Origin of the sequence: Bacillus sp. B25(2016b), assembly GCF_001679765.1 — a bacterium.
In the GTDB taxonomy this organism is placed as follows: Bacteria; Bacillota; Bacilli; order Bacillales; family Bacillaceae_G; genus Bacillus_A; species Bacillus_A thuringiensis_K.
The window spans coordinates 4,397,414-4,423,639 of record NZ_CP016285.1 but is presented as its reverse complement, the minus strand read 5'-3'; the positions used below and the strand labels follow the sequence as shown (position 1 = coordinate 4,423,639).

Sequence of the window (26,226 nt, the reverse complement as noted above, 5' to 3'; positions counted from 1 at the left end):
TCTATTTCTTAATAACGCTTTCGGCAATTTTTGTATTGACGAGCGCTTCATGTGGGACTTCTTTTTGTAATTCACCAGCGTCTTTCATAATCGTTTGGAGCTGTTTCCATTCTTCCGCATCTAATAGTGGATTTGTCGCATAAGAATGTTGCTTTTTATATCGTTCAATTACTTTTACTGTAATGTCTTTTGAAGTGTCTTTAAATAGCGGGGAAACAACATTAGCAATCTCTTCTGGGCTATGTGTATCAACCCATTGCTGTGCTTTATAGAGCGCACGTGTGAACTTTTCAGCAGCAGCTTTATCTTTCTTTAAGAAACTTTCTTTCGCCATGAACGTTGTATAAGGAACAGTACCAGATTCATTTCCGAATGAAGCGACGATATAACCTTTACCTTCTTTCTCAAGTATACTTGCAGTCGGTTCAAAGAGCTGTACAAACTCTCCAGTACCAGATGCAAAGGCATTTGCAATATTAGCAAATTCGATGTTTTGAATTAAGTTTGTGTCTTTGTGAGGATCAATGCCATTTTTCTTTAAAACGTATTCTCCAACCATTTGTGGCATGCCGCCTTTACGCTGTCCTAAAAACGTAACACCTTTTACGTCATTCCAATTAAAAGAGTCTAATTTTTTACGCGAAACTAAAAATGTTCCATCTGTTTGTGTAAGTTGTGCGAAGTTAATAATCGGGTCTTTTGCGCCTTGTTGATGAACGTAAATAGATGTTTCAGAACCGACGAGAGCAATATCAATCCCGCCAGATAATAGGGCCGTCATCGTTTTATCTCCGCCCGCTGTTGTTTGGAGGTCAACATTTAATCCTTCATCTTTAAAAAATCCTTTTTCAATCCCGACATATAACGGGGCATAGAAGAGAGAGTGGGTAACTTCGCCGACTCGAACATTTTGAGTTTGTTCTTTTGTACCTTCTTTTTTACTACTGCAAGCAGTAAATGTGAAAACAGCTAGTAACGTGATACAAAAAACAGCTATTAATTTTTTCACTATATAACACCTCCTAGAAGTCACTCTACAAGCATGATATGTAGGTAAGTGCCCATATGTGAGTGTAGACAGAAGGAATTTTTCTGGTGATAAAGAAGTACAAATATAAGGGGTGATAAAATGGAGTACGAATATGAGGATAGCGTACATTTACATCTTGATTATTTCGGAACAGAATGTGATATGGAATCGATTGCTTATAAGAGGAAGAATGAAGACGTATGGGATGTGTTTTTTAATTTTGGAGTATACGGTATTCAGAAAGACGATGTAGAGTTAGGTAGGTTTATGGATGAATATGCTGGTCATTACGTTTTTTCTGTACATGCTCGCGATCTTAGCTGGGAATTTGGAAGTGCCCAGTTTGAAGAGTGGGTTTTGAAAAATCGGATAGTAGAAAAAACGCTACAAAAATAGGAAGAATTTTGTGATTGGATTTCTCATCGTATTATTTATTTTTGTAGCCGGATTTTTTATCATGCAAATACTTATTTACCGATTTGCAAAGAAAAACATCCATAAATATACAAAAATAAAATGGTTTCATATGTGTTTACATATGAATATGAAAAAAGGTCCAAGATTAGATTTTTTTGATTTTGTAATTATAGTACTCGTATGTATCGTATGGAAAATATGGCTGCTTCCTTTTATATAATATACATGCTAATCATTTTCTCTTTTCGTTATAGTAATAGTTATCAAAAACTTGCATTTATAAGTAAAACAGTATCTGGTGTTGTGAAAGAGATTTTGACAAATACAGAAACACATACATACGGAATTAAAGTACGATTACAGAATGTACAAATTGGCCGTGTGCAAAGTGTTGGATAATAAGAAAGAGGTCGGCCATCTGTGGCCGACCTCTTTCTTATTATGCTTGGTTAGTGCGGAAGAATGGAAGCTTCTGCACAATGTGAATTAATCCGTATGCAAGAATTAAGCACATAAGAGGATTAATGAAAAATCCGTAGCGGTTAATTGCTAAGAATAAGTTTGAGAAGATAATGTAAATAATAGAACTTGCTACTAGCATCATAACGCGTTTATGTTTAAATGAATTTAGCATGAGGCAGAAGCTGCTCAAGAATGTACCGATGATAAACACTCTATGACATAGTTGCATAAAGTTATGAATACGGTATTGGTCTACAGCAGGAGCTGTTTTGAATAACTCAATTGTTTTACCGACAGTGAACCAAGAGAACCAATAAGTGAAGTCCGTCTTAAATCCATTCTTGATTAATTCTTTTGCGTATGCACCTTTGTCATCTAAGCCTTTAGCTCTCATTTCATTTACTATATTTTCATAGCCAATTTTATTAAATGGATCTGCACCGGCAATCAGTGGATCTGCACCTTGGGTTGAGAATAAAATAAATTGGTTGAGCGCTAAATAGTTACGAACAACCCATGCGCCAATAATCAAGAACGGTCCGATAAACCATAACAATCCGATTCGAATGGAGTCTTTAAATCCATATGTAAATAACACAACAAGAACAGGAATGAGCATCATTGGAGCTGGATTTGGACGGAACATAAGTAAAATTGAAACGACAATTCCAAACCATATATGGAATTTCGTTTTATTGTATTTCCATGCGAGAACAAATACATATACACATAACGCCAATAAGAATATGGATGGAACTTCTGTTAGCAATGTACGGAAGTATGTATAGTTACTTGGATAAATAGCATATAAAATACTTGCAACAATTCCATAAATGTTTTTTTCGAACAATTCTTTTCCTATTAAGAATACTAATAGTACTGTACAAAGGTTCATGATCATGTTAATAACAGTTGCTACGTAATAGTAAGGAATGGATGTAATATCAGAAATAATCATAGCGCCAGCTAATAGTAATGGCTGACCTGGTGTGATATATGCATTTTTCCCTGGAACCTCACTAGGTTCTAAATACACATAACCAAATACACCATGTTTTAATAGTTGTTCAGCTGTTAACGAATAGTTAAATGCATCATTTGCACCATATGTTACTTTGACTAACTCTCCATCTAGTCCTGGCTGTTTTACTAAACAAAAAACGTGCAACAGGAAAGAAAGCGCCAAAATTGCATATACCGCTTTAGGCAAACTCTTAAACTTAGTAAGCAAAAATGAGCAACTCCTTTTTTATTAATTCTTTCGTATTTTCATGTGAAATCTTTAATAGTATTAAGGATTTCCAAAACATAGTTATTATATCATAAAGTAGAATATTGAAATTAGGTTTTTCAATAATGAGTAATTTGTATGCCAAAATTTAACTATTTATTAAGGGAATATTAAGAAAATACATCCATGATAGAAGCAAGTATGCAGACGAAATATGTAATATATGTTATTTTAATAGAAATAGTTTTTTCGATGCGGGGTGAAATTAATACATAGAAACGAGGGAATGAATTGAAGTATGGTTCTACACTTTTTCATCTTCCAAAAAGAAATATATTAATTTCTAGCATTATAAGTAGTATGGTGACTTTATTAGTAATAACTATGCTGTTTATAATTTTAAAGGTTTTTAATTTAGACATGATGAAAGATCATTTAAATCAAAAGCTTGTTTTAAGTGTTATGATGATTTTCATATGGGGCATAACGTTTTATATTACGCATTTCAATAAAAAAGAGATGTCTATACTTAGAGCATCCCTGCGAGTGCATTTTATATTATTTTTGCTAGCTCATACAGTAGCGTTATTTTATATTGTCATGCAAGTTAATATGAGTTTCATAGAGGCAATGAATTGGATTTACTTTTATAATATGCAGTTTATATTAAGTTTTGTAGTAATTTATGTAATATATATTCTTGTATATAATTTAATAGGTAAGGTTTTTCTAAGTATGGTTTTAACGAGCTGTACGTTAGTCATTTTATGTATTGTGAATTATTTGAAGCTTATTTTCAGAGGTGATCCGTTATATCCTTCTGATTTCACACAAATTACGCATATGCAATCAGTTATACCGATGGTGATGGACTATTTTAGCTGGAGTTATATGTTTATCATTATCGTAAGTGTCGTAGTTTGTATTGTAGCAGGGATATATATGAGAAGGTATATTCAAAATGTAAAGATTCATCTAGGAATAAGAGCCTTATTAGTAGTAGGATCTATTTTTGTTCTATATGCGTATGGTAATTTTACGAATACATTTATGAATAAAGTATTTCAAAAATCAGGTGTAGATTTTGTTTTGTGGAATCAAAATGAAAACTATGCTTCAAATGGTTTTGTACTTGGGTTTATTAGCAATTTAGATACAACAGTTATGGAAAAACCAAAAAATTATTCTAATGAAAATATGCTTCAAATAGCAAACGATATAAAAAAACAATATAGTGGAAATATAGGGAATCAAAAGAAAAAAGAGAAACCGAATATTATTTTTGTAATGAGTGAATCGTTTTGGGATCCCACGAAAATAACCAACCTTTCTTTTAGTGAAGATCCTGTACCAAATTTACATCATTATATAGAAAACTTTCCTGGTGGACAAACTATTTCTCCTACATTTGGGGGAAATACGGCGAACGTTGAATTTGAGGCATTAACAAGTTATTCAATGAGTTTGTTAAAGCCAGGTTCTATACCATATCAGCAAGTTATTACAAATAAGAAAGAAATTCCATCAATCCCTACGGCGTTGAAAAAAGAAGGTTATTACACAAGTGCAATTCATTCATTTGGTCGCACATTCTTTAAACGTGATGATGTATATAAGGTGTTAGGATTTGATAAGTTCAATGCAGAGGATACGATGGAAAATGTGGATATTGATGGAGATTATATTAGTGATTTAGCGATGAGTAAAGAGATAATTGCTGAGTTAGAGAAACAAAAACAACCTACATTTATTCATGCTGTTACGATGCAAAATCATTTTCCGTTTACAGAAGGCCGATTTGGTGAAAACCTAATAGAAATTAGCGGCCTAGAAAATGAAGAATCAAAGGGAGAATTAGAGACGTATACAGAAGGATTAAGACGTTCAGATGAGGCACTTCAATATTTAATTGAGCAACTAGATAATTTAGATAGACCTACATTATTAGTATTCTTTGGAGATCATCTTCCGTCATTAGGAACCAATAAATCTTTTTATAAAGAAAATGGGTATATAACGAATGAAAAAACACCAAGTGAACGTTTAGCGATGGCGCAAACGCCGCTATTAATGTATGCAAACTTTGATATGCCAAATGATAATTTAGGTTTAGTAAGTCCAATTCATTTTTCTAATCTTATTTTTGATTATGCAGGATTAAATAAATCCTCATTTTATCAATTTTTATTGGAACTTTACAAGGAAATACCAGTGCTTAGAGATGAATTAAAAGTTGATAAAAATGGAGAAGTAATCAATGATTTAACAAAGAAACAAAAAGAAATGTTAGAGCAATATAAAATGCTCCAATATGATTTACTCGTCGGAAATCAATATAGTAAAGATATCCTCTTTAAATAAAAGAAACAAAAAGAACTTGTATAACGATACAAGTTCTTTTTTCATAGTATTTAACGGGGTAACCAGACAAGCTGGGTTTAGGGAGTATTACTTGTACATTTAGTATATTTGAAAATGTAATCGTTTTATTTGTATTTTTGTGAGAAATTTGTGAATTTTATGTTTTGTAAAAAATCGATCATATTAACTTTCATTCTTGTATTGCAGTTGTTATGCATGTAAAAATTTTATCAGTTCTTTATTTAATTCATTCGCTTGATCGATTGGTGAACCATGACCACTATTTGTAAGAGCATGTAACTGAGAATTTTTAATTCGTTGTTGCGTAAGCTCAGCGCTTTTGTAAGGAATTAGTTGGTCGTGAACGCCGTGGAAGATTTTTGTTGGAACGTTAATTTTATTTAAATCTTTCGTTACATCTTCATTTGCAGCTGCTTGTAAAATTTTGATAAGGGCATAAGAAGCGGACTGCATACCGAGATAAGAAAACCATTCAAGGGTTGCAGCTCCTAAGTTTCTATTGAAAAAGGACAAAGATACATCATTTAAAAATTTTGGTAAATTAGCATACATTTGATTAATAAGGGCATCTGCTTGTTCTTTCGGTACACCGTAAGGGGACTCTTGATTTTTAACGAAAGAGGGGGAGACAGCGTCAATTAATGCGAGCTTAGAAATGCGGCGCCCATTATAGCGAGACATATAGCGAATAGAAAGAGCACCACCAACTGAGAAACCGACTAACGTAGCGTTCTCTACTTGGAGTGCTTCTAGAACAATTGCGATATCATCGGCTAATCGATCATACGTGTAACCAGTCCATGGCTTATCAGATTGCCCATTTCCTCGTATATCCATGGCGATACAGCGAAAGCCATGCTCTGGTAAAACATTGAGTTGATATTGATACATTTGATGATTTAAAGGCCATCCGTGAACGAAGAAAACAGTCTTACTACCTGGACCAGGATTAACGTCTTGCACAAAAATATGCACATCTTTCTCGACCGTAACAAACATAAAACTCCCCCTGTTCTATCAATAGGTTCCATTCTAAAAGCTTTGTTTTACTTTTTGGGCCGTCTATATAAAACATCCTCCATAATATACGTATTAATGATCATAGATTTTATGCTCTGTATATAGTCTAAATATATTGCGTTTTTGGTACGATTTTCCTCAAATGTTCGATTTATCTTTGTTTGTCTGTGAAAATCATTTATTATAATAAATGGTATTCTTTGAGATGTTATTTTGAAGGGGTGTTGAAGTGAAAGAAAGTTTTCTATCATATAAAGAAGAAGAAAGGAATGCAAAAATCCTTTTATGGGTGTTATATGTCATTGTTATTGCATATCAAATTTTTTATGCAATCGTATTAGAAGATAAATCAATAATGGATAAGGGATACAACATAATATGGCAAGTTATTTGCGGAGTAGCAATACTGTGCGTGAATATATATTTACTAAAAAAAGAAAAGGCAAACCTTGTTAAATATGCATGGATATTTGCATACATAGGGATAGAAATCGCTAATATAATTTCGTATATTTTTTATAATAAGGCGGCGTTTGATGCGACAAATATAATAGAGATTATTCTCATTTTCTTTGTACCCATATTTTTAAATAAAAAATTTTATGTGTTTTTGCTTTCCTCTATTGTAGGAAAATATTTAATTTATTTATTTGGATTAGAGGAAATAAAAGCATTTATGTTCCTTATTATGTATACCCTTATGTTAATAGTTGCATATATCATTTTAAACCGATTTTTACAATATCTTTCAGCTGTAAAGGAAAGTATTGCGATTGCTAGTGAATCACAAAAATTAGCAGTAATCGGAAAAATGGCAGCGACGGTTGGACATGAAATTAAAAATCCACTCGCTTCATTAAAAGGATTTACGCAATTACAAAGAGAGAAGCATGAAGAGGATCCTGTTTATAAACGTATGATTTTTGAAATAGAAAATATGAATAATATGATAAGCGAGTTGATGGAAGTTGCTACATGCAAGCCTTCTATTTATAAGAAACATGATCTAGGAAAGATTGTATTACAAGCAACAACAACTCTTCGCGAAAAAATGAATGAATTAAATGTGCAGCTTATTTCTAATGTGGAAGAAAAAACAATAGAAGTTGAATGCGATGAACGAAAAATAAGAGGAGTCTTTTTATATACAATAAAAAACGCTTTAGAAGCAATGGAGCAAGGTGGCATATTACATTTACGATTAGAGAATAAAGGAAAAGAGTATGTAATGATCAGCTTAATTGATAATGGTCATGGTATTAAGCAAGAAAACTTAGCCCGTGTTACAGAGGCCTTTTATACAACGAAACAAGATAAAATTGGTCTGGGTCTTACAGTAGCGAATCGAATTGTCACCGAGCACCTTGGTGAGCTACATATTTCAAGTGAAAGAAATACTGGAACGAGAATAGACATTACTTTGCCAAGGAAGTGTGGAAATACTGAAATCCAAGTGGAAGAAAAGCTAGGAGTTACCATATGAATAAAGGCTATATATTTAAAAATGAAGAAATAAAGGCGTTGAAAGTATTTTTAAGTTTATTTTTTATTATATTTTTTGTGTATGATCTTGCCTATGAATTTATCGTACCTTTAATCGCGGGAGAGCAAGAAGGTGTAGGAAAGTTTGAAGATGGTTTAGGTTTATGGCTTTACTTTTTGATGGTAGTATTGTTTTGCATTGGAATATACTTTATGAAATGGAAGAATGTTTTTCCGGTAAAGTATATTATTCTAATTGGCTATAATGTATTAGATTGTATCCATAACATTATGATTTATTATGGTAGCGATGCGGAATTTGACGGTGGAAATATAGTAGAAGTATTTTTTATTTTGTTCGCACCAATCTTTGTGAATAAAAGATATTTCTGGTTAGTTCCAGCGATACTTGTTGGGAAGTACGCTCTTACAGGAATCATTATTCAATCTTCTCTCGTTTTAATCCCAATGGCATTATATAGTGTATTTACTATCATATGTTGGATTATATTTTTGAGGGTTCAGTCTTACGTTCGAACGCTTGAAATGATGGACAAAGAAATAAAACAGACAGAAAAACTAGCAGCTGTTGGAAAGATGGCAACGGTTATTGGTTATAAGATTAGAAGACCTTTAGCAAACTTAAAAAAACTTGTGAATAAACAAGCAGACAAGCATCCGGAAGATAAAATTTATAGTGATATTATGAAACAAGAAGTAGATCGGATCCATATAATTGCTACAGAACTTAGTGGATTTGAGAAATCTAAATCACTAGAATCAGAAACTCATAACGTACAAGAAATTATCTCTTATGTTATTCGAGTTATGGAAAAGCCTGCTTTAAAACAAGGAGTTCACATACAAGGTATTTACAGTAAAGACTTACCGTCAATTACATGTGATGAAAAACGATTAAAACAAGTCTTTTTTAATTTAATCAAAAATGCAATTGAAGCAATGTCAGTTGGCGGAACAATTACGATTAAAGTTACTGTAAAAGATGGAATCATCGTTCAAGTGAAAGATGAGGGATGTGGTATTCCGAAAGATAAAATTCCAAAGTTAAATGAAGCCTTTTATACAACGAAAGAAACAGGAACTGGTCTAGGTTTAGTAGTTACAGAAAAAATTATTAAAGATCACAATGGTAAAATGAGTTTTGAAAGTGAAGTTGGGGTTGGAACGACGGTTGAGGTTATGTTACCACTGCATTAACTACAAAAAACATCACTTATTTGGAAGTGATGTTTTTGTGTTCTTCTTAGGTAGACGTTCTAAAAAAGAGGACGATAACGAAAAATAATATATTGATAGTGAAAAAAGAAAATAATGGATGTTTTACTATGAAAAATATATAATGGCTTTGTCTGTTATTTGTTGTAGTTCATTTATATTTCTATTTGTTGACCCGAATCTCGGGTCTTTTTTTATGAAATGAATTGCTATATATCAGTAATTAGAAAAATAGAACATACAGCACTTGCGGCATGAATATAAAGAGAGGTTGTATTCTCCCTCAAAAATAGGTTTCCAGCTATAATACTGGTAGGTTCGTTTTCTGGCACAACGAAAGCATTTACGTTGGTACATGTGCGTTCTCATTTATTCAGCTATTTGCCGGGCAGTCCGATTGGTGAGGGATGATAATCAGTGGGGGATGAAGACCCCCCACTGATTAAGGTTTCACTTTATCTATTTTTCTGTGATCGATTGTATTGTGTATATAAATTAAAAAAATGATAGTGTTAGAGCCACCATTTTTCCTGTGGAAGCAAAATAACATCCACATCAAAATTCTCTTTAAACCAATCATACATCAATGTCTCTTTCACTAAATATTCAGAGGCAGAGTGTGACACACCAATTAGAGACATATTCGTTTCTTTTACATAATCCATAATGAGTGAGTATTTATATCGGCCGTAATCATTGTCGATATGGCAATGGATTTCTCCTGTAATATATGCTTCAGCACCTTTTTCTTCTGCTTCCTTCATTAAAGATACAACATCGCCACATCCAGCGATAATTGCGATTTTTTTGATGGAATCATGTCGTTTACCTTCGAAGTCTGTGTAAGGAATCTGGAAGAGTTTTTTTAGATGTTTTTGGAGTGCTTCTGTTGATGTTTCATCTATTTCACAAATAAGGCCAACTGGTTCTTGTTCTGGACCTCCATATGCAAAGTCGTCCACTACAGTAGCGTTTAATGCTTTTGCAATTGAAATACTCGTTCCATGCGTTTGATGAAAATCCATTGGTACGTGACATGTATATATAGAAAGTTGTTTTTCTTTTATTTCTTGCAAATATTTTTCAGGAATTGGTATGAAACCTCGACCGGATCTTCCAATTGGATCACCGCACTCCATTACAAGGGGATGGTGCATAAAGAGTAAATCACCGGGTGTGGATTGTGAAATGAATGTTTCAAGAACGTCATCTGTAGGGAATACAGCTAAAAATACTTTGGTTACATGTTCAGATCCGTGCATCATAAGGCCGTTAAATAAATCTACAAAATTTGCTTCAAAAAATTGTTGCCAAGGAAATTTGATAGGATCATATACGGCTGGTATAAATCGACTAAAGGCACTATCTTTTCCGTATTTTTCAATTTGAAATAAGTGATCGAGTGATTGCTCTATTTTTTTTAAGGCTGGCATGTTTAATAATCCTCCTTAAGATGATTCTTGCTTTATGAGTTGTTTATATTCTTCGTAGCAAAATAAGAAGCGGATAAGAAACAAATAAAACCTAGAATCCAGCTAATAGAAGGAGAATAGGGAAGTACATGCTGTAATAGCCTTCCGCTAGAAATGAAGAAAATACTAAATAGACCTAATAACATAGGATAGCGTTGTAGTTTGAACACAGATAGTAAACATCCTTTCTCCTGCATGAACTACTCATAAAAGCTCGATTGCTGAAACTTTATCACATACATTGTATATTAGTCTTAATTTTCTGTATATAACTTTTAAGAAAAATGGTGATACAATATATGAATGATAAGAGAAGAGAGGATGAAGATTAACATATGTACGTTACTGTAACAGAAGCAGCATATAAAAAGATTATGGATACGATTCCAAGTGAAGCGAAATATATAAAGTTATTTTACGATAATGAGGGTTGCGGTTGTGTCATGAGCGGAATCATCGATTTAGTAGCTGTAGCAGAGAAAGATGAGCGCGATGTGGATATTGAATCAAGCACAATGAATTTTATCGCTGATCGTACAAAGCTTGTATTTATGGACGATAAGTTAACGGTTGATTGGCATGAAGGTGGAGGAACTTTTCAGCTGAAGAGTCCGAGCCAATTTTATAATCCGAATATGAAGTTACATGTTCGAGTGTAGTAAAGGAAAGGTGGTCCAAAATGTATGTTGGAACCACCTTTTTTTATTGTATAAGTTGCTATTATTGTCGTTTTTTGTTGATAAGTCGATATATTTAAAAAATCGCTGATATAATTCGAGTTGCGCCGATATATTCGAAAAATCGCCGATATAAATTCATACACCAAATAACGCACACCTCTCCTGACAATACGAAGATTTTTTCACATAATGAAATGTACATGTGATTGAATTTTCTGTATAATCTTCTTTGCGGAGGGGATACGCATGAGAAGATGGGGAATTGAGTTATTAATTTTAAGTGTTGTTATTATTTGGGGGATTAACTATACAATTGCGAAGTATGGACTTTTAGAATTTACAGCAATTGAGTTTACTGCACTTCGTATGATGGCGGCGGCACCGCTTCTGTTACTCCTTACCTTTTTTATTGAAAAGTCGGTTTATATGGAGCGAAAGGATATACCTAGATTAATCATCGTTAGCGTTGTAGGTATTGTACTGTATCAAACGCTATTTATGGAAACTGTCAAATATACATCCGCTACAAATGCCTCTTTACTCATTTCTATATCACCTATTTTTACAACTGTATTTGCGATTTTTCTGAAACAAGAAAATTTTTCTTCTCGAAAGTTAATCGGTTCTATGATTGCTTTTGTTGGTGCAGCATTAGTTTTAGTAGCAGGGCATTCACTTACTAGTTCTTTTTATGGCAATGGAATTGGACTTATTACATCAATATGCTGGGGGCTTTATCCTGTTTTAGCAGGACCATTAATTAAAAAATATTCAGCATTACGTGTTACAGCATGGTCTGCGCTAGTGGGTGCGATTCCGCTATTATTGTTAAGTGGTCCGCATGTGTTTGTCATGCCATTTCACATTATTCACGGAATGACACTATTTGCTTTACTATATTCTATTTTCTTTGTAACAGTATTTGGTCTAGTAATGTGGTATGTTGGTGTTCAAAAAATTGGAGCGTCACATACGATGGTATATATGTATATAACGCCGCTTGTAGCTGTTTTATTTGCAGCTTTCTGGGCAAATGAATATGTATCGTTTCAACAGATCATCGGTGGAATTATCATTTTTGTCGGTCTATGGTTTGTGAAATCCCAGAAAGGAAAAGTTCATTCTATTGCAGGGGAACCTATATCAAAATAGGAAAACAGATCACCTATGATCTGCTTTCCTATTTTTTTATTTTTGGTAAGAAGATGAGAAATAAGATAGCAGTAATAAGTGGAATTAAGTTTAAAAATGGAATACGGAAGAGTGTAATAAGAATAATACCTGGAAGAAGAACACCGAGGACAGCGTAAAAAATGCTATGATTTTTCGTGTACCAATACAATGAAAGTCCAATAAGTGCAGGGATAATGAGGTGAATGAGAGCCATTAAAAAATAAATCATTAGACGCCCCCTTTATTTGTGTGCTTATTACATCATATCCGTATGTTCATAGATTGATATCATTTTTTTCATAAATGGACGAAAAAAGTTTGAAAAACCGTCACAAAATATGAGAATATGATGTTTGAAATCTTGTATAATATTATTTTCTAAAAACATTTAAACAACATAAACATACTGTTTATGTTGTTTTTAATTTAAATGAAATGGATTTAAGGAATATGAATTTGAAAGAAATTTTTTGTTGGATAGATAAGAACGAATGAAGAGAGGTACAGCATGATTAGTATGTCACTAAGATCATTTAAAATCCAATCGTATTATATACTAGGTATTTTGTTACTAGGATGGATGTTAACACCGTTTTCAGCACACTTTTTAGGCGCTGGAATTGGGCTTATTGTAAGTATGTATTGCGTTTGGCTTTTAGGGAGAAGAATTGAGAAGCTTGGAGATAGTATTGTAAAGAAGACGAAAGCACCGACACTCGGTATGTTTAACCGTTTTGCAGCTGCCATTTTGGGTGCTATTATTATGTACGAAATTGAGCACCACATGGTTATGTGGGCGTTTGCAGTAGGGATTATGGGTGGTTATTTCTTAATCGTTGTGAATTTAGGTTACTATAGCATGAAAGATGAGAAAGAACTAACAAAGAGCTAAAAAAGATAAAAAGATAAAAGAATTCTTTTTAGATGGAATAGATGATCCAGCCACGGATAGAAGCGGTCAGGGCCTTTTTTAGCCCCATGTGATGTGAAACCCGAGAGATGTAGTGAGTAGGGATATAATTTATATGTTCGAAGCCATGATTTGTCTCTGTTGAAATGGGTTTACTCTGGGATAAGTGATTCAGTGATGGATAGTACAGCAGGAAGCATAACTTTACATAAAATACAGGTTTCTGCTTCCAATAAGTTAACATGAAATTACGTATTAGTATGACTCTTAGCTTCTTTAAAAAAGTTGGATATAAGACAGCAAACTATTCCGGTAATTAGAATAATATATTTTATCGTTTCACTTGTATGCTCAAATAAATTAACGTTAAGCATTACAAGTCCCCAAAAAACTTGAATCGCTCCATAACTGAATAAAATTTTTCCTGTACGAGAAAAATTTTTCATAGGTCTCACCCTTTCCTGTATATGTAAATTGTATCATAAAAAAACTAAAAACGAATAAATATAAAGTGAATTTTCTGTAAAATTATAGATGTTGGCATGCCATTTTATGATTTAAGTCACAGATCAAGAGATTAACGTTTCACTTTATATAAGATATAGAAAGAAGCTTACGTTTTCACGTAAGCTTCTTTTTTATGTAAGTGTGTGTAACCGTTAAGCCGCATTGGGTTTTGTCGGTGAGTACGCGAAACTTTACGTTTACACGACACTTATTCATATGAGTAAAGGGTTATTCCAACAGAAATTTTTAATTTAAGCGATTGGGCCGCCTAAGTTAATAATATCTTCAGAAACGCTTTCGAACTTTTTGAAGTTCTCTTTGAATTCATTTGCAAGCTCGATTGCTTTTGATTTGTAAGCAGCTTTATCAGCCCAAGTTTGTTCAGGCATTAACACTTCGTCAGGTACACCTGGTACGTGAAGTGGAACTTCAAGACCGAAGATGTCATGTTTAGCTGTTTCAGTTTTTGCAAGTTCGCCGCTTAATGCTGCTTGAATCATTGCACGAGTGTAACCTAAGTTCATACGTTTACCAATGCCGTATTCGCCACCAGTCCAGCCAGTGTTTACTAAGAATACTTTCGCATCGTGTTTCTCGATTTTTTCACCAAGCATTTCAGCGTAGCGAGATGCATCAAGTGGTAAGAATGGTGAACCGAAGCAAGTTGAGAATGTAGCTTGCGGAGATGTAACACCGCGCTCTGTTCCTGCTAGTTTACTAGTGTAACCACTTAAGAAATGATACATAGCTTGTTCTTTTGATAACTTACTGATTGGAGGCAATACGCCAGATGCATCAGCAGTTAAGAAAATGATGGTATTTGGGTGTCCAGCAACACTTGGCAGTACGATATTGTCGATCGCATGCATAGGGTATGCAGCACGAGTATTTTCTGTTAAAGTAGTATCGTTGTAGTCTGCGATACGCGTTTGGTCATTAATGATAACGTTTTCTAAAACAGATCCAAATTTGATTGCATCGAAAATTTGTGGTTCTTTCTCGTGAGAAAGGTTTACACATTTTGCGTAGCAACCGCCTTCAATATTGAATACACCGTTATCAGACCAACCGTGCTCATCATCACCAATTAATTTACGGTTTGGATCAGCAGATAAAGTTGTTTTACCTGTTCCAGATAAACCGAAAAATAGTGCTACGTCACCTTCTTCACCTACGTTTGCAGAGCAATGCATAGAAAGAATATCTTGTTCAGGTAGTAAGAAATTCATAATAGAGAAGATTGATTTTTTCATTTCTCCAGCGTATTCTGTACCACCAATTAGTACAATACGTTTTTCGAATGAAACCATAATGAATGCTTCAGAGTTTGTACCGTCAACAGCTGGATCAGCTTTGAAGTTCGGTGCAGAAACAATTGTGAACCCTGACTCATGAGTTGTTAATTCTTCTTCAGTTGGACGAATGAATAATTGATGTACAAATAAATTGTGCCATGCATATTCATTAATAACTTGAATTGGTAGGCGGTAATTGCGGTCAGCGCCTGCAAATCCTTTGAAGACGAATAACTCTTCTTTTTCTTTTAAGTATTCTAAAACTTTAGTATATAATTTATTAAAATGTTCTTCAGAAATCGGTTGGTTTACAGCTCCCCAAGCAATTTTGTCAGCAACCGATGCTTCTTTCACAATAAATTTATCTTTAGGAGAACGTCCTGTATATTTTCCTGTTGAAGCAGAAACGGCACCAGTAGAAGTTAATTTCCCTTCATTTCGCATTAATACTTTTTCCACTAATTGCGGAACACTTAGTTGAATCTGTGCATTGCTTCCGTTCAATAATTCATGTAAACCAATTTGGACATTCACAGTACTCATATTTATATACCATCCTTTTCATTTAATGAAATATTTCTCGTAATCCCCAACAAGAGTATAACACAATTATATAAATAATGTATACTATTTATTTCTTTTTGTTTGTGTGAATACATTATTTCCTTATTAATATTTCATTTTAGGCGCATTGAGAAAAACTTTCACGAAAATGTGAATATTAATTGACAAATGAATATCATTTCTTTAGTATAGGTTGGGACGGATACTCTCTTATCCCGAGCTGGCGGAGGGACAGGCCCGATGAAGCCCAGCAACCTCACTTGTATTGATAAATGCAGGTGAATAGGTGCTAAAACCTGTGCGAGGCTACAGGTCTCGAACGATAAGAGCGAAGGGCAAAAAGCAGTATGCAAGTAGCAAATTAAACCTTTCCTCTATATAAAGTAGGAAAGGTTTTTCTGTATGCTTGTGTGGGAGAATAAATGTATGTCGCAATCTGTGGCAAATTAAGGATGAGTTCCGTACAATATATACAATTACTGTAGGGAGGTTTACCACATGACAAAAAAACGTCATCTGTTCACATCTGAGTCTGTAACTGAAGGACATCCAGATAAAATTTGTGACCAAATTTCTGATTCAATTTTAGATGCGATCTTATCAAAAGACGCAAATGCACGTGTAGCTTGTGAAACAACTGTAACAACTGGTTTAGTATTGGTAGCGGGGGAAATTACGACTTCTACTTACGTAGATATTCCAAAAATCGTTCGTGAAACAATTCAAGGCATTGGTTACACACGCGCAAAATACGGATTCGATGCAGAAACTTGTGCAGTTTTAACATCTATCGATGAGCAATCTGCTGACATCGCTATGGGTGTTGACCAAGCGCTAGAAGCACGCGAAGGTCAAATGACTGACGCTGAGATTGAGGCAATTGGTGCAGGAGACCAAGGTTTAATGTTTGGTTTCGCATGTAATGAAACACAAGAGTTAATGCCACTTCCAATCTCGCTTGCTCACAAATTAGCTCGCCGTTTAACTGAAGTACGTAAAGATGATACGTTATCATACCTACGTCCGGATGGAAAAACGCAAGTTACAGTTGAGTATGATGAAAATGGTAAACCAGTACGTGTTGATACTATCGTAATTTCTACACAACATCACCCAGATGTTACATGGGAAGAAATCGATCGCGACTTAAAAGAGCACGTAATTAAAGCTGTAGTACCAGCAGAATTAATCGATGGAGAAACGAAATTCTTCATTAACCCAACTGGCCGCTTCGTAATTGGTGGACCACAAGGTGATGCTGGTTTAACAGGACGTAAAATCATCGTTGATACTTACGGTGGATACGCTCGTCACGGTGGCGGTGCATTCTCTGGTAAAGATGCAACGAAAGTTGACCGTTCTGCAGCATATGCAGCTCGTTATGTTGCGAAAAACATCGTAGCAGCTGGTCTTGCTGAAAAAGCAGAAGTACAACTTGCATACGCAATTGGTGTAGCACAACCAGTATCAATTTCAGTTGATACATTCGGCACTGGTAAAGTATCTGAAGACGTATTAGTAGAACTAGTTCGTAACAACTTCGATCTTCGCCCAGCTGGTATTATTAAAATGCTAGACTTACGTCGCCCAATTTACAAACAAACAGCAGCTTACGGCCACTTCGGACGTACTGATGTAGATCTATCATGGGAACGTACAGACAAAGCTGCAGCTTTAAAAGAGCAAGCTGGTCTATAATATATGAAAAAAAGCTTTGCGCAGTGAGCGCAAAGCTTTTTTTATTTATAATTACGTTGGAATAAAGCGAAGAGTTCAATGTCATGCCAAGTGCCGTTGCGGAATATAGCTTCTTTACAAGTTCCTTCATGTTGAAAACCGAGTGATTTATATAATTTAATTGCTCTCTCGTTGAAAGAAAATACTCGTAAAGAAAGGCGATGTAAATTTAATTCTAAAAATGCATAATTCAATAATAAAGTGAAAGCTTCCTTCCCATAACCTTGCCCCCAGTAATCCTTTTTACCAATATCAATAATGCATTCAGCGTTTCGATTATACGAATCAATATGAATTAAAGAAGTAATACCAATTGGAAGATGCGTAGCTTTTTCTTCAATGATATAGCTTTTAGAGTTTGAAGAATGAATAAATTGCTGGCAAAGTTTTTCTGTATCTTGTAAGGAATATTTATCAAGGTTAAGGGTAGTTGAACTCATAACGTCTATATCATTATGCCATTTATAATACGTTAGAATATCATCTTCGGAAAACTTTCGTAACTGGATACGGTTTGATTCAAACAATATAAGCCCACCTTTTGTATTTACTAGTTTTTGTTCATTATTTCAATACACGAGCTACAATAAATGTGTCCTTCTAGTTCAATATACTTTCTTATATTAGTCATACCATTTGCCGGAAATGGCATATGAATCCACGCTTTTTCATACGTTTGTATTTCTTTTTCACATGATTTACAAAGGATTGGTTTCTTCTTGAACATATGTAATCAACCTTTCATTTGACGTGCTTTACTTGCGCAAAAGGCACTACTTAGTAAAAATAGTGTCGCGAATATAATGCTTACTAATGTAGCGTATGGAATTGCGCCTTTTAAGGAAAAGCCGACAGTGATGGAAGCGACGAATAAGAGGATGAATGTTGTTGTTAATTTTTTATAAAGTTCCATACTATGTAGACCTCCAATCTATTTTTTAGTACAAGTTTTAAAATTGAATTCTATTATGTAGAAAATATAAAGAGTAGCTAAAGATGTGTAGTCTAGGAGTATAAGAAATTGCACTTTCCTTTTTGTGGGTTAGTATACTTATATTGTATCATGGCGCATGATTGGCTTCATACATAATTGTGTAAAGGTATGTATGATAAAATGAAGAAAAGTCTTTAAGAAAGGAAAGATAAAAAATGAGTGTAACTGAACATAAAAAACAAGCTCCAAAAGAAGTGCGTTGCAAGATTGTTACGATTTCCGATACACGTACGGAAGAAACAGATAAGAGCGGACAACTATTACATGAATTGTTAAAAGAAGCGGGACATAAAGTAACTTCTTATGAAATTGTAAAAGATGATAAAGAAAGTATTCAGCAAGCAGTGTTAGCTGGTTATCATAAGGAAGATGTAGATGTTGTATTAACAAATGGCGGTACTGGTATTACGAAACGCGATGTCACAATTGAAGCAGTATCAGCGTTATTAGATAAAGAAATTGTTGGATTTGGTGAGCTGTTCCGTATGATTAGTTATTTAGAAGATATCGGAAGCAGCGCAATGTTAAGTAGAGCGATTGGTGGTACAATTGGGCGCAAAGTAGTTTTCTCGATGCCGGGGTCTAGCGGAGCGGTTCGACTTGCGATGAATAAATTAATTTTACCGGAATTAGGCCATATTACATTTGAGCTGCATCGCCAATGAGTAAGTGTGCTGGAATTGTATTAGCGGGCGGTATGTCGAGTAGATTTGGTGAGCCGAAAGCGTTAGCAATTTGGAAGGGAACTACTTTTGTTGAGCATATTGTGAAAGTGATGGGAAATACTTTGCAAGACATTGTAGTAATTAGCCATACTGATATAAAAGAGCGAGTAGAGCAATTCGTACAAGTTCCTGTTATAGAAGATATCCCGCATTATAAAGGGAATGGACCGCTGGCCGGCATTGTATCAGGTATGGAATACATAGAAGCAGATTGGTACGCTATTATGCCTTGCGATGCGCCAAATGTTTCGCATGAGTGGTTTACCATTTTATTAGAGCAAACGAGCAATGAATATGATGCGGTTGTACCTATTATTAATGGAAGGAAACAACCGTTACTTGCAGCGTATCATAATCGAGTGAAAGAAAAGATTTATGCTTTGCTTCAGGAAGAAAAAAGAAGTATGGGCCAGCTTTTATCACAATGTAATGTGAAGTATATTGTTGGTGAAGATGTACAAGCGAATGCGGATTGGTTTATAAATGTGAATACGAAAGAAGAATATGTGCAGGCTCAAAAAGACCTTTCAAATGAATGAAAGGTTTTTTTGTATACAGAAATTGGGGAACAATTACTGTATAAAGGTATGTGAGTAAGTTGATTTTAAGGGGAATTTCTTAAAATCACTATACAGTTAAAATAGTGTATAACTATATATTAATTTTTATGGGTTTTTATTACAAGTCTGTTTAGTTATGTTTATTTTTGATATAATGAATATAGAAATAAAACAATGTTTAACCTTATGTATCATTTATGAAACTAAAATTTATAACTGTGTAATAAACTCCCTTCGTCTAGTTGAAGGGAGTTCTTCTGTTTAAGCGAGTAATTCTGATGCGGTGTGCTGAAGGACTTCTTCATATTGGTCAAGTAACCCACGGAAAATCTCATCCCAGCTTTTTGTTTTAGCATAAGACGAAGCAGCTATGCCCATTTGTATAAGCTGCTCTTCATTTCGCAATAAAGAATGGATGGATGATAGAAATGAATCCGCATGTTTGGGCGGGCAAAGAATTCCTGTTTTTCCATCTGCAATAATATTTTTAACCCCACCACTATTTGCACCGATGACAGGTGTACCGCATGCAAGTGATTCGAGTACGACATTTCCGAACGTTTCAGTAGCAGATGGAAATATCATGATGTTAGAACAAGCATATACTTCAGCTAAATCTTTACCTTGTAAATATCCAGTAAAAGTGACATTTGCTTTCGGAACAGCTTCACGTAAATTTGTTGCTAGAGGACCGTCTCCTGCGATGAGCCAATGAATGTCATTTCGAGTATGGGCTGTTTTGACGATAAGGTGTTGCAACGTATCAATATCTTTTTCAGGGGCAATCCGTCCAACGTAGGAAAGGACATACTTCGCTGTAATATTATATTTTTTTCGGAATAGGTCTGTATTGTAAGATGGATGAAAGAGTGTGCAATCTACACCACGTCCCCAAATGGATAGGGCCTGAAAGCCTTTATTTTTTAGTTGGTGTAACGTTTCAAAAGAAGGAACGAAATTTTTTTGCATATGACTATGAAACCATTTTAAATAGTTCCAAAGCATATTAGAGAGAAATTCGATTTTGTAATAGCGTAAATAAGCATCGAAATCAGTATGATAAGAACCGACAACTGGGATGTTTAACTTTTTTGCATAATATAATCCACAAAGTCCCATGTTGAAAGGTGTAGCAATGTGAATAATGTCAGGCTTAAAGGAAAGAAGTTCTCGTTTAATGCGCGGAGTAGGAAAAGAAAAGCGACATTCTGGATATAATATTGTTAACGGGATACTTCTCATCTTGTTCACATTGGCCACGAAATTATCTTCAGCTGTATGCTGAGGGGCGAAAACAGAATAGGCGATCTGTTCTTTCTGAAAATATTGTGTTATTCGCTCTAACGTTTTCGCAACCCCGTTAACTTGTGGCGTAAAAGTATCGGTAAAAATGGCGACTCTCATCATATCACTCCTTTATGTGAAAAGTGGGATGAATTGATAAAAAGAGATGATGCCAGAGCAAGTGCCAAGGCACATACCGACGAATACATCTGACGGATAGTGAAGTCCTAAATAAATGCGAGAAATACCGACGCATAATGCTAACGGTAATAAAAAAACAAATAAACTTGGATTATAACAAATAAATGGAATAAGGACAGAGAAAACGGCTGTTGTATGACCAGACGGGAAAGAGTGGTCTTTTAATGGGTGGACTGGATATTTCGCATCCTGAATTGTTAAATAAGGACGTTTTCGTGGATAACATCTTTTTAATATTTGTACAGGAATATGGCTAATTGTTAAAGAAATAGCAGATGCGATTGCAGTTTGATGCAAAGTCCCTTTTGCAAAAAATAAAAAGAACAGTGTGAGTGCGATTGAGAAAGTAGCACCACCTATATGAGTAATATTGCTGAAAAAGATATTTAATGTTTTTTGATCAAAGTATCGGTTAATTCCTTTGAAAATGTAACATTCTATTTTATACAGTCCACTGGCCTTCATGAAAATTCTCCTCCCTTGCTTACATATATATGGAGATATTAGCTTTTATTTTAATAAGATTTTATTGAGGGAGTAATAATGTTTTGTAAAGAAAAAGTTAGTTTTTATAAAAAATGCTGCCACTTTAATGGCAGCTGGAAAAGTTACTTCTGTAATGATTTATAATACTGACCTTTTTCAACATATTGTGTGCGAATTCGCTCCATGTCTTTACGGTCTTCCTCCGTTAACTCACGAATGACTTTCGCTGGGCGACCGAAAGCTAACGTGTTTGGCGGGATTTTCTTTCCTTGTGAAACGAGGCTTCCAGCACCGATGAAGGCTCCTTCGCCAATTTCAGCACCATCTAATATAATAGATCCCATTCCAATTAAAGCATCTTGTTTAATATGACAGCTATGTAAAATAACTTGATGCCCAACGGTAACATCGTCTTCTAAAATAAGAGGATACTGCGGGCTTTGGTGAAGTGTACATTGGTCTTGTACATTTACTCGGTCTCCAATGATTGTTGGTGACACATCACCGCGTATGACTGTATTAAACCAGATACTTGATTCTTCACCAATGGAAACATCGCCTGTAATGGTAACATAATCAGCGATAAAAGCACTACTCGCAATTTTCGGATTTTTTTCTTTGTAAGGATATATCATGTAAAGCCTTCCTTTCCTAGAGACTAGTTTCAGTGTATCAAATTATGAAAAAGAGTGAAATGGAGGAGGTCCGTATGTGGAATTATGAAGCGGAGGAAGCAAAGGCTGTAATCATTATTGTGCACGGCGCGATGGAATATCACGGACGTTACGAGGCTGTTGCAGAAATGTGGAATCATATCGGCTACCACGTCGTGATGGGGGACCTTCCGTCACATGGAACGACTTCAAGAAATAGAGGACATATTGATTCGTTTGATGAATACATAGAGGAAGTTAAATTGTGGGTGAAAGAGGCAAGAAAGTATCGGTTACCTATTTTTCTATTCGGTCATAGTATGGGCGGTCTTATCGTCATTCGTATGATGCAAGAAACGAAGAGAGAAGATGTAGACGGCATTATTTTAAGTTCGCCATGTTTAGGGGTAGTGACTGGACCTTCAGCACCGCTTCAAGCTGCCTCAAAAATATTAAATATTATCGCTCCAAAATTGCAATTTGCAACGAATCTTACAGTGGAAATGTCAACTCGTAATCATGAAGTGAGAGACGCGATGGAGAATGATTCATTGTTCTTGCGCAAAGTATCAGTACGTTGGTATAGTGAATTGATTAAGTCTATCGAAATTGCTCATAAAAAAATAGATGATTTTCCAGATGTTCCGCTCTTGCTAATGCAAGCTTGTGAGGATAAACTTGTAGATAAAACACGTGTCCGCACTTGGTTTGATAATGTTAAAATAAGTGATAAGGCTTTTAAAGAATGGCCGAATTGTTATCACGAGCTATTAAATGAGTATGAGCGTGATGAAATTTTGAGTTATATTCAGTCATTTACTGAAATGCATGTCAATAATATAGTAAAAACAAACAAATAAATCATTATTTGTACATTTAATAGAGGAGATGAAGGAAGAAGTGAACGTACCGAGTAATCCCATAACGCTCATGGCGAAAGTATACCGTGATGTGTTTCCGGTTGTACACCATGAGCTAGCGATGTGGAAAGAGCGTGCCTACCATATTCCGAATGATGAGCTTCATAGTCAGGCAATCGCAAGTATTGAGCATAAAACGTTTCATTGTGAGGGCGGTGGCATTTTAGCTCTGCTAGCAAATGAACACCGAGAAGAATGTATTCGTTTTATCGTAGCGTATCAAACGATCAGCGACTATTTAGATAATTTATGTGATCGCAGTACATCACTTGATCCAAATGATTTTGCCGCACTGCATGAATCGATGTTAATGGCATTATCACCTGAAGTAGAAGGCGGCGGTAATTATTATCGTTATCGTGATGATCAAGATGATGGTGGTTATTTAGATGAACTTGTTGAAACATGCCAAGATGTTTTAAAGAAAACGAAGCACTATGACAAAATTGCTCCTGTTCTTCATGAACTTGCTTGTTATTATTGTGATTTGCAAATTCATAAACACGTGAAATTAGAAGAAAGAGAGCCGCGCCTGAAAAACTGGTTTGAAGCACATAAAGAAAACTTACCTGAGATGAGTTGGTTTGAATTTTCAGCATGTGCCGGTTCTACACTTGGAATTTTCTGTCTTGTCGCATATGCATTTCATGATGAATTACATGATGAAGATATTGCGAAAATTAGACAAGGATACTTCCCTTACGTACAAGGACTTCATATTTTGCTTGATTATTTCATTGATCAAGAAGAAGACCGTATAGGCGGAGATTTAAATTTCTGTAGTTATTACGAAAACGAGCAAGTGATATTAGATCGTATGAAACATTTTGTAGAAGAAGCAGAGAAGAGCATTGGTGATTTGCCTCATGCGAAGTTTCATCGTCTCATAAGCCGAGGATTACTTGGTATTTATTTATCAGACCAAAAAGTATCAGCACAAAAGAATATGCACAAAATGGCACGGCGCATTGTAAAATACGGAGGTCTCACTTCACGATTCTTCTATTGGAACGGGAAGATGTACCGAAAGAAAACGGCGCAGTGATGAAGAAAACCACTCATGTAGAGTGGTTTTCTTTGTTATAATATGGTAAAGGTGGTGGCGGAAATGAAGAGATTGTTTCAAAAGCTATATGACCATATTGAGGTTACATTACTCGTGCTACTTTCCATTTCATTTGTAACTGGAATATATATGATGATGAATAGGCCAAGTGGTCCTACTATGATGGATTATGTGCCCCAGGTAATAATTGGCGTAATTATTATAGTAGATATCGTCTTTTTAATAAGTGGTAGAAAAAAAGAAAATAGTAAATAAAAAAGCATTTGTACAAGGGAGTACAAATGCTTTTTTACTATGAGCGTATTTTTGAAAATACATATATAAGAAGTTCAATCGCAAAAATAACTAAAACAGATAGTCCGAATAAAGGCATGACAGCGCCTAGTATAACCATCATGATAAAGAAAACGAATATGCTTTTCTTATCTCTTTGCTTTGGCGGTGCTGCTAATTTTCCTTTCGGCTTTCTTGCTAACCACATTTTTACTCCGTAATAAATGAGAAGTAATAAAGATAATGTCGTTAGTAAGCATAATATTTTATTTGGCCATCCGAATAAATGTCCTTCGTGAAGCGGGATACCGTAAGTGAACCATTGTGCAAGTAATCCATAATCACGATAGTCTGTTTTCGAAATGAGTTCCCCGCTATATTGATTAAAGTAAGCTGTTATTTCTTCATTTGGTGCAACATGCATACCTGTAATACCAGAACCGCTTGATTTCGAAACTGTGAATACGCCTTTCGGATCAGCTGGTAGTGAGATAACGTATGGCTTCTTTATTTCAATTCCTTTTTGTAATTCATCGACAGAAATAGCTTTCGGTTCATTTGAATCCGATTCAGGAGGAGCTGCTTTTCTTGTTGCCCATGGCAATTCTTTTACCTTTGATTCAGGCGGCGCCATATACAATTTCGGATATCCGAGCGATTCATTCGACGATGCGATTTTATAAATTTGGTTACCCATAAATCCTGACCATGGCAATCCAGATGCGACTAGCAGAACGAGTGGAATTGTAAATATAATACCGATAATAGAATGACGTCGTTTTGCTTTTTCTCGCTTATTGGATACCGGTGTATTTTTGAATTGGCGTATACTCATGTACAACCCAGTCACAATTAAGAATATTGTCCAGCATGCCGCAAGTTCTACAGTATAGTTGATGACAGTGCCACCAACTAAAAGAGAACTATGTAATTCCCGCATTATATTGGCAAACGTTTCACTTGCGTTTTGATCTCCGACAATTTGATTATTGCTATCTAAATACACATATTTTTGTTGTCCCGTATACTCATTTGCAATCGTAAGTCTCGTATTATAATCCCCATTAAACTCGCTAATTTTTGCCACGCTATAATGTGGATATTTTTTCTCTGTTAAGGAAATAGAATCAGCCATCGAAATAGATTCTGTTTGGGCGCTCTTCCCAAAATATAAATCTTTATAGATTAAATCTTCAACCTCTTCCCGAAATAAATACCCAATGCCACTCAGTGACAACGTAATAAGAAGCGGCGTAATAAAAAGCCCAGCATAAAAATGCCAACGCCAAAAAATGTAATGAAGCGAACGATTTACTTTCATACTTTCAGTTCCCCTAACCTTCCCTATATGAATAAATTCCTCATTTTAATATAGCGAGATTAAGTGTGATTACTTTGAAAGAATTGTGAAGAAAGTTAAAAGTTTGTGGGATTTTTATTAAACATAGAACACATTTTAGAAGGAG

28 protein-coding genes, 1 pseudogene and 1 riboswitch are annotated in these 26,226 nt (G+C 34.9%); of the genes and pseudogenes, 15 read left to right on the top strand and 14 right to left on the bottom strand.

The annotated features are described in order from the left end of the window. Nucleotide 1 precedes the first annotated feature (1 nt). Nucleotides 2-1,009, bottom strand: coding sequence for an ABC transporter substrate-binding protein (locus tag BAQ53_RS22670; RefSeq protein ID WP_000733222.1), 1,008 nt, complete (start codon nt 1,007-1,009; stop codon nt 2-4). A gap of 120 nt (nt 1,010-1,129) precedes the next feature. Between BAQ53_RS22670 and BAQ53_RS22665 the strand changes: the two genes are divergently transcribed. The 3 genes and pseudogenes from BAQ53_RS22665 to BAQ53_RS26325 form a co-directional block, all read left to right on the top strand. Continuing rightward, entirely contained in the window at nt 1,130-1,426 is a 297-nt protein-coding gene (locus BAQ53_RS22665) for a DUF3986 family protein (RefSeq protein ID WP_208906264.1), read from the top strand. Nucleotides 1,427-1,436: 10 nt separating this feature from the next. After that, entirely contained in the window at nt 1,437-1,667 is a 231-nt protein-coding gene (locus tag BAQ53_RS22660) for a hypothetical protein (RefSeq protein WP_000578989.1), read from the top strand. Nucleotides 1,668-1,729: 62 nt separating this feature from the next. Then, a pseudogene (locus tag BAQ53_RS26325) lies at nt 1,730-1,846 on the top strand (DUF2196 domain-containing protein); the annotation flags it as partial. Nucleotides 1,847-1,886: 40 nt separating this feature from the next. Here BAQ53_RS26325 and BAQ53_RS22650 read toward each other — a convergent pair. Beyond that, on the bottom strand, nt 1,887-3,140 hold the full coding sequence (locus BAQ53_RS22650; protein WP_000956216.1) for a glycosyltransferase family 39 protein: 1,254 nt from the start codon (nt 3,138-3,140) through the stop codon (nt 1,887-1,889). A gap of 291 nt (nt 3,141-3,431) precedes the next feature. Here BAQ53_RS22650 and BAQ53_RS22645 point away from each other — a divergent pair, with 291 nt between their 5' ends. Further along, complete coding sequence (locus tag BAQ53_RS22645; protein ID WP_208906263.1) at nt 3,432-5,501, top strand: LTA synthase family protein; 2,070 nt, start codon at nt 3,432-3,434, stop codon at nt 5,499-5,501. Between the two features lie 210 nt (nt 5,502-5,711). Here BAQ53_RS22645 and BAQ53_RS22640 read toward each other — a convergent pair whose 3' ends face one another. Next, on the bottom strand, nt 5,712-6,521 hold the full coding sequence (locus BAQ53_RS22640) for an alpha/beta fold hydrolase (RefSeq protein WP_000498280.1): 810 nt from the start codon (nt 6,519-6,521) through the stop codon (nt 5,712-5,714). Between the two features lie 250 nt (nt 6,522-6,771). Between BAQ53_RS22640 and BAQ53_RS22635 the strand changes: the two genes are divergently transcribed. Further along, on the top strand, nt 6,772-8,025 hold the full coding sequence (locus tag BAQ53_RS22635) for an ATP-binding protein (RefSeq protein WP_151522820.1): 1,254 nt from the start codon (nt 6,772-6,774) through the stop codon (nt 8,023-8,025). Then, nucleotides 8,022-9,242 (top strand): ATP-binding protein, encoded by a 1,221-nt coding sequence (locus BAQ53_RS22630; protein ID WP_151522821.1) that lies wholly within the window; start codon nt 8,022-8,024, stop codon nt 9,240-9,242. Before BAQ53_RS22635 ends, BAQ53_RS22630 begins: the two co-directional genes overlap by 4 nt. A 530-nt stretch (nt 9,243-9,772) precedes the next feature. On the opposite strand, the gene BAQ53_RS22625 is transcribed toward BAQ53_RS22630, so the two are convergent. After that, complete coding sequence (locus BAQ53_RS22625) at nt 9,773-10,693, bottom strand: Nif3-like dinuclear metal center hexameric protein (RefSeq protein ID WP_001111116.1); 921 nt, start codon at nt 10,691-10,693, stop codon at nt 9,773-9,775. Between the two features lie 374 nt (nt 10,694-11,067). Between BAQ53_RS22625 and BAQ53_RS22620 the strand changes: the two genes are divergently transcribed. Next, entirely contained in the window at nt 11,068-11,391 is a 324-nt protein-coding gene (locus BAQ53_RS22620) for an iron-sulfur cluster biosynthesis family protein (RefSeq protein ID WP_000289570.1), read from the top strand. 267 nt (nt 11,392-11,658) lie between these two features. Further along, a complete protein-coding gene (locus BAQ53_RS22615; RefSeq protein ID WP_151522822.1) occupies nt 11,659-12,564 on the top strand; it encodes a DMT family transporter in 906 nt (301 codons plus the stop codon). A 28-nt stretch (nt 12,565-12,592) separates the two neighbouring features. Here BAQ53_RS22615 and BAQ53_RS22610 read toward each other — a convergent pair whose 3' ends face one another. Further along, complete coding sequence (locus BAQ53_RS22610) at nt 12,593-12,814, bottom strand: hypothetical protein (RefSeq protein WP_000639042.1); 222 nt, start codon at nt 12,812-12,814, stop codon at nt 12,593-12,595. A gap of 279 nt (nt 12,815-13,093) precedes the next feature. Between BAQ53_RS22610 and BAQ53_RS22605 the strand changes: the two genes are divergently transcribed. Next, a complete protein-coding gene (locus BAQ53_RS22605) occupies nt 13,094-13,477 on the top strand; it encodes an ATP synthase subunit I (RefSeq protein ID WP_000624926.1) in 384 nt (127 codons plus the stop codon). Between the two features lie 266 nt (nt 13,478-13,743). On the opposite strand, the gene BAQ53_RS22600 is transcribed toward BAQ53_RS22605, so the two are convergent. Together BAQ53_RS22600 and pckA are read right to left on the bottom strand one after the other, a co-directional pair. Then, a complete protein-coding gene (locus BAQ53_RS22600) occupies nt 13,744-13,941 on the bottom strand; it encodes a hypothetical protein (protein ID WP_000788123.1) in 198 nt (65 codons plus the stop codon). Between the two features lie 312 nt (nt 13,942-14,253). Next, nucleotides 14,254-15,840 (bottom strand): phosphoenolpyruvate carboxykinase (ATP), encoded by a 1,587-nt coding sequence (gene pckA, locus BAQ53_RS22595; RefSeq protein WP_208906262.1) that lies wholly within the window; start codon nt 15,838-15,840, stop codon nt 14,254-14,256. A 228-nt stretch (nt 15,841-16,068) separates the two neighbouring features. Next, nucleotides 16,069-16,190: riboswitch (SAM riboswitch) on the top strand. A 169-nt stretch (nt 16,191-16,359) separates the two neighbouring features. On the opposite strand from pckA, the gene metK reads away from it, so the two are divergent. Beyond that, entirely contained in the window at nt 16,360-17,559 is a 1,200-nt protein-coding gene (gene metK, locus BAQ53_RS22590) for a methionine adenosyltransferase (protein WP_000163115.1), read from the top strand. Nucleotides 17,560-17,600: 41 nt separating this feature from the next. Here the strand turns inward: metK and BAQ53_RS22585 are convergent, their stop codons facing one another. The 3 genes from BAQ53_RS22585 to BAQ53_RS22575 are packed head-to-tail and all read right to left on the bottom strand — an operon-like array spanning nt 17,601 to nt 18,511. Next, a complete protein-coding gene (locus tag BAQ53_RS22585) occupies nt 17,601-18,125 on the bottom strand; it encodes a GNAT family N-acetyltransferase (RefSeq protein ID WP_000464117.1) in 525 nt (174 codons plus the stop codon). Between the two features lie 23 nt (nt 18,126-18,148). Then, nucleotides 18,149-18,325 carry a hypothetical protein gene (locus BAQ53_RS22580; RefSeq protein WP_000473607.1) on the bottom strand — a complete coding sequence of 59 codons (177 nt, stop codon included), beginning with the start codon at nt 18,323-18,325 and terminating at the stop codon, nt 18,149-18,151. A gap of 6 nt (nt 18,326-18,331) precedes the next feature. Then, nucleotides 18,332-18,511, bottom strand: coding sequence for a hypothetical protein (locus tag BAQ53_RS22575; RefSeq protein WP_000424808.1), 180 nt, complete (start codon nt 18,509-18,511; stop codon nt 18,332-18,334). Between the two features lie 236 nt (nt 18,512-18,747). Here BAQ53_RS22575 and BAQ53_RS22570 point away from each other — a divergent pair, with 236 nt between their 5' ends. Continuing rightward, complete coding sequence (locus tag BAQ53_RS22570; RefSeq protein ID WP_000117124.1) at nt 18,748-19,257, top strand: MogA/MoaB family molybdenum cofactor biosynthesis protein; 510 nt, start codon at nt 18,748-18,750, stop codon at nt 19,255-19,257. Beyond that, on the top strand, nt 19,254-19,856 hold the full coding sequence (locus BAQ53_RS22565) for a molybdenum cofactor guanylyltransferase (RefSeq protein WP_000030830.1): 603 nt from the start codon (nt 19,254-19,256) through the stop codon (nt 19,854-19,856). The genes BAQ53_RS22570 and BAQ53_RS22565 overlap by 4 nt, the downstream gene beginning before the upstream one ends. Nucleotides 19,857-20,138: 282 nt before the next feature. Here the strand turns inward: BAQ53_RS22565 and BAQ53_RS22560 are convergent, their stop codons facing one another. From BAQ53_RS22560 to BAQ53_RS22550, 3 genes are all read right to left on the bottom strand, one after another. Continuing rightward, a complete protein-coding gene (locus BAQ53_RS22560) occupies nt 20,139-21,281 on the bottom strand; it encodes a glycosyltransferase family 4 protein (protein WP_001261598.1) in 1,143 nt (380 codons plus the stop codon). Between the two features lie 12 nt (nt 21,282-21,293). Continuing rightward, the gene (locus tag BAQ53_RS22555; protein WP_000647632.1) at nt 21,294-21,827 is read right to left on the bottom strand and encodes a phosphatase PAP2 family protein; all 534 of its coding nucleotides are present in this window, start codon (nt 21,825-21,827) and stop codon (nt 21,294-21,296) included. A gap of 143 nt (nt 21,828-21,970) precedes the next feature. Beyond that, the gene (locus BAQ53_RS22550; protein ID WP_000640201.1) at nt 21,971-22,483 is read right to left on the bottom strand and encodes a gamma carbonic anhydrase; all 513 of its coding nucleotides are present in this window, start codon (nt 22,481-22,483) and stop codon (nt 21,971-21,973) included. A gap of 74 nt (nt 22,484-22,557) precedes the next feature. On the opposite strand from BAQ53_RS22550, the gene BAQ53_RS22545 reads away from it, so the two are divergent. The 3 genes from BAQ53_RS22545 (at nt 22,558) to BAQ53_RS22535 (ending at nt 24,742) form a co-directional block, all read left to right on the top strand. After that, on the top strand, nt 22,558-23,361 hold the full coding sequence (locus BAQ53_RS22545; RefSeq protein WP_000267406.1) for an alpha/beta hydrolase: 804 nt from the start codon (nt 22,558-22,560) through the stop codon (nt 23,359-23,361). A gap of 40 nt (nt 23,362-23,401) precedes the next feature. Next, the gene (locus BAQ53_RS22540) at nt 23,402-24,466 is read left to right on the top strand and encodes a tetraprenyl-beta-curcumene synthase family protein (protein WP_001102462.1); all 1,065 of its coding nucleotides are present in this window, start codon (nt 23,402-23,404) and stop codon (nt 24,464-24,466) included. A 63-nt stretch (nt 24,467-24,529) separates the two neighbouring features. Further along, nucleotides 24,530-24,742 carry a hypothetical protein gene (locus BAQ53_RS22535; RefSeq protein ID WP_000825350.1) on the top strand — a complete coding sequence of 71 codons (213 nt, stop codon included), beginning with the start codon at nt 24,530-24,532 and terminating at the stop codon, nt 24,740-24,742. A gap of 37 nt (nt 24,743-24,779) precedes the next feature. Here BAQ53_RS22535 and BAQ53_RS22530 read toward each other — a convergent pair whose 3' ends face one another. Further along, nucleotides 24,780-26,081, bottom strand: a complete 1,302-nt coding sequence (locus BAQ53_RS22530; RefSeq protein WP_000867843.1) for a PepSY-associated TM helix domain-containing protein — start codon at nt 26,079-26,081, stop codon at nt 24,780-24,782. Nucleotides 26,082-26,226 lie beyond the last annotated feature (145 nt).

Coding starts and splice junctions, on each gene's coding strand:
- BAQ53_RS22570 (WP_000117124.1), top strand. CDS start 18,748: ATGAGTGTAACTGAACATAAAAAACAAGCTCCAAAAGAAGTGCGTTGC.
- BAQ53_RS22575 (WP_000424808.1), bottom strand. CDS start 18,511: ATGGAACTTTATAAAAAATTAACAACAACATTCATCCTCTTATTCGTC.
- BAQ53_RS22565 (WP_000030830.1), top strand. CDS start 19,254: ATGAGTAAGTGTGCTGGAATTGTATTAGCGGGCGGTATGTCGAGTAGA.
- BAQ53_RS22615 (WP_151522822.1), top strand. CDS start 11,659: ATGAGAAGATGGGGAATTGAGTTATTAATTTTAAGTGTTGTTATTATT.
- BAQ53_RS22555 (WP_000647632.1), bottom strand. CDS start 21,827: ATGAAGGCCAGTGGACTGTATAAAATAGAATGTTACATTTTCAAAGGA.
- BAQ53_RS22620 (WP_000289570.1), top strand. CDS start 11,068: ATGTACGTTACTGTAACAGAAGCAGCATATAAAAAGATTATGGATACG.
- BAQ53_RS22665 (WP_208906264.1), top strand. CDS start 1,130: ATGGAGTACGAATATGAGGATAGCGTACATTTACATCTTGATTATTTC.
- pckA (WP_208906262.1), bottom strand. CDS start 15,840: ATGAGTACTGTGAATGTCCAAATTGGTTTACATGAATTATTGAACGGA.
- metK (WP_000163115.1), top strand. CDS start 16,360: ATGACAAAAAAACGTCATCTGTTCACATCTGAGTCTGTAACTGAAGGA.
- BAQ53_RS22640 (WP_000498280.1), bottom strand. CDS start 6,521: ATGTTTGTTACGGTCGAGAAAGATGTGCATATTTTTGTGCAAGACGTT.
- BAQ53_RS22560 (WP_001261598.1), bottom strand. CDS start 21,281: ATGAGAGTCGCCATTTTTACCGATACTTTTACGCCACAAGTTAACGGG.
- BAQ53_RS22610 (WP_000639042.1), bottom strand. CDS start 12,814: ATGATTTATTTTTTAATGGCTCTCATTCACCTCATTATCCCTGCACTT.
- BAQ53_RS22625 (WP_001111116.1), bottom strand. CDS start 10,693: ATGCCAGCCTTAAAAAAAATAGAGCAATCACTCGATCACTTATTTCAA.
- BAQ53_RS22535 (WP_000825350.1), top strand. CDS start 24,530: ATGAAGAGATTGTTTCAAAAGCTATATGACCATATTGAGGTTACATTA.
- BAQ53_RS22600 (WP_000788123.1), bottom strand. CDS start 13,941: ATGAAAAATTTTTCTCGTACAGGAAAAATTTTATTCAGTTATGGAGCG.
- BAQ53_RS22605 (WP_000624926.1), top strand. CDS start 13,094: ATGATTAGTATGTCACTAAGATCATTTAAAATCCAATCGTATTATATA.
- BAQ53_RS22630 (WP_151522821.1), top strand. CDS start 8,022: ATGAATAAAGGCTATATATTTAAAAATGAAGAAATAAAGGCGTTGAAA.
- BAQ53_RS22550 (WP_000640201.1), bottom strand. CDS start 22,483: ATGATATATCCTTACAAAGAAAAAAATCCGAAAATTGCGAGTAGTGCT.
- BAQ53_RS22530 (WP_000867843.1), bottom strand. CDS start 26,081: ATGAAAGTAAATCGTTCGCTTCATTACATTTTTTGGCGTTGGCATTTT.
- BAQ53_RS22580 (WP_000473607.1), bottom strand. CDS start 18,325: ATGTTCAAGAAGAAACCAATCCTTTGTAAATCATGTGAAAAAGAAATA.
- BAQ53_RS22545 (WP_000267406.1), top strand. CDS start 22,558: ATGTGGAATTATGAAGCGGAGGAAGCAAAGGCTGTAATCATTATTGTG.